This window comes from Streptomyces sp. H39-C1 (assembly GCF_027158125.1).
GTDB classification, from domain to species: Bacteria; Actinomycetota; Actinomycetes; order Streptomycetales; family Streptomycetaceae; genus Actinacidiphila; species Actinacidiphila fildesensis.
The window spans coordinates 1-5,176 of record NZ_JAPVLS010000128.1; the positions used below are offsets into that span (position 1 = coordinate 1).

Genomic DNA, 5,176 nt, shown 5'->3' on the forward strand with positions numbered 1-5,176 from the left:
GCGATGGCTCTCAACCTCGTCCGCATCGACGCCTGGCTCACCGGCACCCCGCTCGGCGGTAGCTGGACCTCCCGCCTCAGCACACTCCGCCTCTCACTCACGCCACCGTGAATAGACCAGCAGAGTCACCACGGGGGTCACCTCAGTACTGAGTCAACGACACCCGCGGAGACTACCGACGCAGCCGCAAGGCCCCCTAACTATTTCCTCGCCTGCTGCCTGGCTTTGGTCTGCGCGAGGCGGTAGGACTCGGTGCCAGTCTCGATGATGGTGCCGTTGAAAGTGAGGCGGTCGACGATGGCCGCGCAGAGCCGGGGGTCGGTAAAGGTCTTGGTCCGGCCATCTGGGGCTGGCCCCGCGTGCACCCGAGGAGTCGTGATGGCAGACGAGTACTTCCTGCTGGTCTGCGATCAGGGGCCCATTTCAGTGGTTCTGACCGACCCCGGTCCCAGACCCATCGAGGCCGTGAAGGTGGTCCACCGGAGAGCCGGGCTGAGCCTGTGGCACAGCAAGTCCCTCATCGGCCGTCTGCCGGCCACCATCCTTGAGGATGTGACACAAGAGGTGGCTGAAGCCACGGTGCGCGAACTCCTCGAAGCGGGAGCCCACGCAGAAGTGCGGGCGTAGAAGTGCCCACAGTCCGCCTTCACGAAAGCGCGGTCAGAACCAAATTCAACGAGCCTCATCACGGGCGCCCGTCCCGCGCCGGCAGCGCGGGACGGTGGGGGCGGCGGTTAGCCGATGCCGGTGACTTGCAGGGCGGTGGTCCAGTTGGTGGCGATCGCGGTGCGGGCGGAGGACAGGGTGATGGTGCCCTTACAGACCGCGTTCTTCAGCTTCGTCTCCACCCCGTCCTTGGTAGTGGCCGTCTTCGTGCCGTAGCGGGGCTCGGGCCACAGGTTCTTCGGATCCCGCGGGGAGCCACCCAGCTCGAGGGGTACCTGGTGGTCTTCCTCGTAGTCCGCGGTACTGGTGTCGGCGTAGCCGTACTCGGCGATCTGCTGGACCTTCAACGCGTTGGTGTACGAGGTCGGCGGCCGCACCGTCGCAGTCCAGCCCGACACGCAGATCGTCGAGCCGATGCTCGCCTGCGTGACGTCGGGGTTGTAGGTGCCGGGGGTACAGGTGCGGTCCGGCAGCGGAAGGTAGGACTGCGAGCACGTCGCGGCGTGGGCGGTGCCGGTAACCGCGATCAGGCCGGCCGCGGCCAAGGCAACGGCGGATCCGGCAGCGACGGCACGGGACAGAGGACGCATGTGAGGGGTCTCCCCGGGTTCGGCCCGATGGTGGGGTATCGGGCACCTGACGGCATGACACCACCCGGAAGGTCTATGCGAGTAGACCCCGACGGTGAACATCACGTGACGTGCGCAAACCCCACACCACCACATGACCAAGACTTTCCCGAACGAAGGGTTTCATCGGCAGTCGGGGAACTTCGTGCTGATCGGATCAGGGGACCATGGTCCGCGCGCAAAAGAACACCGGTCGCCTGCTCATACGTCCTGCGTCCACACCCCGACGGGGTGCTCCTGGGGGCGCAGCCACAGCCGGGGCTGGCGGGCGAGGAGATCTTCTCCCGCGGGCTGCCAGGGGAAGGCTCCCTCGCGGTTGGGCCAGGCGACCTGGAGGAACGGGAACGGGGGCTTGCGGTAGAACCTGATCGCGCCGCCGAAGAACGCCCTATACCAGCGGTAGTCGACGGCCTTGAGGACGACCGGGACGCTTGCGACGTCGTGCCGCTTCTGGTCGGCCTTAAGGGACTGCCCGTCGACGGCTCGCTGGGCGAGGTCGTTGAGGATCGTGTGCATCATGGTGATGTCGAGACCGAACATCGCCAGCTCGGGTATCCGGTGCCGGTGCCACAAGCCGATGGTGTACGCCCAGCCGGGACCGTGCTCATCGGCAGGGACCATCGTGACCTGCCAGCCGTGCTCCTCGATCACCTCGACGGTCGCCCCAAGGCGGGGCTCCACGGGAGCGTCCTCACACAGGACGCAGCAGCAGACGGTGTGATCAGTAGCCATGAACGCCAGGCTAGAGGATCAAGGTTGCCCGACGCCCGTGGGGAGAATGCTCGCGCATCCGCGCGGGTCACAGCCGGCAAAGCCCCGGCAGTCAACTCTCCACTTCCAGGGCGTTTCCTCACGGCGGCCACAGCGTCGCTGCCGGCCCGGCCGTGAGTCAGCGCTCCACATGGTCGACGAGGACCGGACGGGTGCATCACGGTCCCGTTACCACCGGCACACGCGCCCGCCGCGAGCCGGAACACTTCCTCCCGAGACCACCAGGGGGACGCCATGTACGCCCGTATCGCCCTCGCCGACGTGCGGACGTGACCGCCGATGTGACCGGTTGGCATCTCTGGCAGGATCGCCCGCATGTCATTTCGCCGCCTCCACCTGCGCGCGAGCAAGGACGGCGGTCTGCTCGTAGGGCCGCCGACGGGCTCGCGGGACGAAGGGACCGATGACGCTGCGGCTGTCGGACCCGAGATTGAACACGATGCCGACGGGCGGGTCACCCCCGAGTCGTTGGCGTCGGTCCGGGCGGACGCGGAGCGGGGCCTGCCGGTGGCTATGGCCAACTACGGGGCGGCGTTGCTCTTGGCGGGTGACCAGGCCGGGGCAGAGCACTGGTTCACCAGGTCCTGGGAAGCGGGGAATGCTCTTGCCGGGTTCAATCTCGGCACGCTGCACTGGACGGCCGGGAACCGGAACCAGGCGCGGCTCATGTGGGAGCACGCCGCAATCCGCGGGGATGTCGACGCCATGCTCGGCCTGGTCAGGCTGGCCTTTGAGCGGGACGACCGGCAGACGATCGAGCGCTGGGTGCCGCGGATATACGCCCAAGACCTGGCCTTTCCGATCACTGCGGTGGGAGCCGCCTTCGGCGCGCGCGGCTACATCTCGGAGGCCCTCCGTGCCTACACGATCGCCGGGGACCTGGGCGACGCGTACGCGATGGAGTACCGGGCGGAGATCCTGGAAGCCCGTGGCGAGCACGAGCAGGCCAGCACCCTTCGGGCCCGCGCGGCCGAGGCCGAGCGCATGTACTGACCGACGGCATCGGAGGACGCTGCCGCTGTGGCGCACCCGCCTTGTCGCTGCGCGGGTCGCGGTCGGCGGCTGGGAGCCGGTCGCGGCGGCGGTGTGCGAGCTGGGTCGCATTCCGGGTCCGATACACCAGCATCGGCTGCCGATGGGAGGTGAGGACCGGGACGATCTGATCCAGGCCGATGGAGGTCAGTTGAGTCCGAGGGTCTTCAGCGCCGTGGTCCAGTCCGTCACGACGGCCTGCTGGGCTGCCGTGAGGGTCACCTTGCCGGAGCAGATCGCGGCGTGGAGTTTGTTTTCCACCGCGTCCTTGGGGTTGTTGACGCCGCTACCGGGCTTGTGCCCGGGAGAGGGCGGCTCCGGCCACAGGTTCCGGGAATCGTTGGGGTCACCACCGAATTCCAGCGAAAGAAAGTGATCATATTCATCGTCCCGGAGGTTGCCCGTGTAGGCGTACGCCAGGATCGACGCGGCCTTCTCCTTTGCGGTGATCGAGGAGGGCGGCCGGATCGCGGCCGTGTATCCCGGCCTGCAGATCGTGGTCTTGAGGGTGGCCTGGGTAACGGCCGGATTGGTCGCGCCCGGTGTGCACACCGGATCCGGCAGCGGCTCCTTGGCGGTGGTGAACCGGTACTTGCACGTGCCCGGAGCGGGCTGCGCCTGCACGGTGTATTTGGTCTGGGGGCCGGGGCCGACCGGGATCGCACCGGCCTGACGACCGCTGCCCGGCGTCGTCCCGGAACCGTTCGCGGCCGGCTGGGGGGTGCCAGGCGGCGCGGGCTGGCCGGTGCCTTTGGCGGTGGGAGTACTGGAGCAGCTCGCCATCGCCAGAAGAAGCAGGGCGGCTGCGGCTGTAGAGCCCATGGTGCGACGGACGTTCACGACTCCCCCTGGGGTGAACCGCGTGGATGCGGCGGACCGACATTAGCGCCCGACTGGGCCTCATGTGCCGGTACTGCGGGAGGAGTCCACCATCGGGGGAACCGGCTGTCGCCGGCGAGGAGGCGCAAGAGTGCGCGGGAGCAGGACCGCCCATGGCTGGACGGTCCTGCCGTATTCAGCGGGTGAGCAACCCTCCTGGGAGGTGCTTGCTGTGGATGAAGGCCTCCAGGGCGGTCCGGCGCACCGCAGCATGCCCGCAGCCCTGGCCGTACTCGACGGTGGGTCGCACCGGTCGGGGCAGATGCCGGTCAGGGGTGTATTTCATGAGGCGGGCGATGGTGCGCCACAGGCGGGCGTCGGGGGTGTACCCGACCGCGGCGTGGTGCATGGCCAGCAGGTGAGCGGCCAGTTCGTCGCCGGCGCCCGCGGCGAAGCGCCCCAGTAGAGCGCGGAGTCCCACTTGTCCATGGAGTACAGCAGGCAGGCGAAGGTGCGGGCGCCGGCGTCGTTGTAGTCCGCGGCGAAGTCCACGAGCCGGTCGATGTCGTTCGACCGCAGGACGTTGTCACACAGCAACCGGACCTCCTGGACCATCGCGGCCGGGGTCAGCGCGGGCTCGGCCGGGATGATCGGTGTGGGACGCCGGCGGCGGGGGGAACGGTGCGGCAGGGGCCGGACAGGGACAGGAGCCCGGTCGCTGCGCGGATCGCGCTCAGCGGCTGGGAGGCGGTCGGGGCGGGGGGCTCGCTGGCTTCGGCGATCCGGCGGGCCAGCCGGCGGGTGAACGCCGCCGTGTCATGGTCGGCCAACTGCTCTCGTAGTGCGGCCGCCTCGGCCTGCAGGATCTCTTCCAGCATTACACTCCCCCTTCGCCCTGTTCAGGGCCCTTCATGATGGTCCCGCAGCCCCTGTCAGGCGCGCGGGCCGCCTCCCAGCAGCGTCCAGTGGCTGTCCTGGCCATCCCACTGGTAGACGGTTGCCTGGTCGGGGTTGAGGCCGTAGAGGTGGTGGTCGCTGACAGCGAAGGTGCCGCCGGGCCCGCCGATCTTGGTCCAGTCATCGGGGGCGTCGTTGTAGGTGAACAGGTCGCCGGTGTCGGGGTTGGTGGCGAACAGGCCCGCGCCTCCGGCGTAGATGTTCTTCGCGGGGCCGCCGATCCTCGTCCAGGACATCCCTTGGCCGAACCACACGAACACCCCCGAGTGGTCAGGCGCCAGCCGGTACAGGTGCTCGCCGCT

The 5,176-nt window shown here is 68.7% G+C and carries 8 protein-coding genes and 1 pseudogene; 2 read left to right on the forward strand and 7 right to left on the reverse strand.

The genetic code is table 11. The features are described 5' to 3' along the window. Positions 1–200: 200 nt before the first annotated feature. Positions 201–341: pseudogene (locus tag O3W51_RS43685) on the reverse strand (ATP-binding protein); the annotation flags it as partial. Positions 342–378: 37 nt separating this feature from the next. Between O3W51_RS43685 and O3W51_RS43690 the strand changes: the two are divergent. Beyond that, the gene (locus O3W51_RS43690) at positions 379–627 is read left to right on the forward strand and encodes a ribosomal protein L7/L12 (protein WP_269289331.1); all 249 of its coding nucleotides are present in this window, start codon (positions 379–381) and stop codon (positions 625–627) included. Positions 628–734: 107 nt separating this feature from the next. On the opposite strand, the gene O3W51_RS43695 is transcribed toward O3W51_RS43690, so the two are convergent. Together O3W51_RS43695 and O3W51_RS43700 are read right to left on the reverse strand one after the other, a co-directional pair. Next, a complete protein-coding gene (locus O3W51_RS43695) occupies positions 735–1,256 on the reverse strand; it encodes a hypothetical protein (RefSeq protein WP_269289333.1) in 522 nt (173 codons plus the stop codon). 240 nt (positions 1,257–1,496) lie between these two features. After that, positions 1,497–2,027, reverse strand: a complete 531-nt coding sequence (locus O3W51_RS43700) for a DUF4262 domain-containing protein (RefSeq protein ID WP_269289335.1) — start codon at positions 2,025–2,027, stop codon at positions 1,497–1,499. A 354-nt stretch (positions 2,028–2,381) separates the two neighbouring features. Here O3W51_RS43700 and O3W51_RS43705 point away from each other — a divergent pair, with 354 nt between their 5' ends. Beyond that, positions 2,382–3,059 carry a hypothetical protein gene (locus O3W51_RS43705; RefSeq protein WP_269289338.1) on the forward strand — a complete coding sequence of 226 codons (678 nt, stop codon included), beginning with the start codon at positions 2,382–2,384 and terminating at the stop codon, positions 3,057–3,059. 186 nt (positions 3,060–3,245) lie between these two features. Here O3W51_RS43705 and O3W51_RS43710 read toward each other — a convergent pair whose 3' ends face one another. The 4 genes from O3W51_RS43710 to O3W51_RS43725 all read right to left on the reverse strand — a co-directional run. Then, positions 3,246–3,920: a hypothetical protein gene (locus O3W51_RS43710; protein ID WP_443048403.1), complete on the reverse strand. Its 675-nt coding sequence runs from the start codon at positions 3,918–3,920 to the stop codon at positions 3,246–3,248. A 193-nt stretch (positions 3,921–4,113) separates the two neighbouring features. After that, positions 4,114–4,398, reverse strand: a complete 285-nt coding sequence (locus O3W51_RS43715; RefSeq protein ID WP_269289343.1) for a hypothetical protein — start codon at positions 4,396–4,398, stop codon at positions 4,114–4,116. A 145-nt stretch (positions 4,399–4,543) separates the two neighbouring features. Next, positions 4,544–4,795: a hypothetical protein gene (locus O3W51_RS43720; RefSeq protein ID WP_269289345.1), complete on the reverse strand. Its 252-nt coding sequence runs from the start codon at positions 4,793–4,795 to the stop codon at positions 4,544–4,546. Between the two features lie 54 nt (positions 4,796–4,849). Beyond that, positions 4,850–5,176 (reverse strand): hypothetical protein (locus tag O3W51_RS43725; RefSeq protein WP_269289347.1); only part of this gene is annotated, 327 nt, incomplete at its 5' end.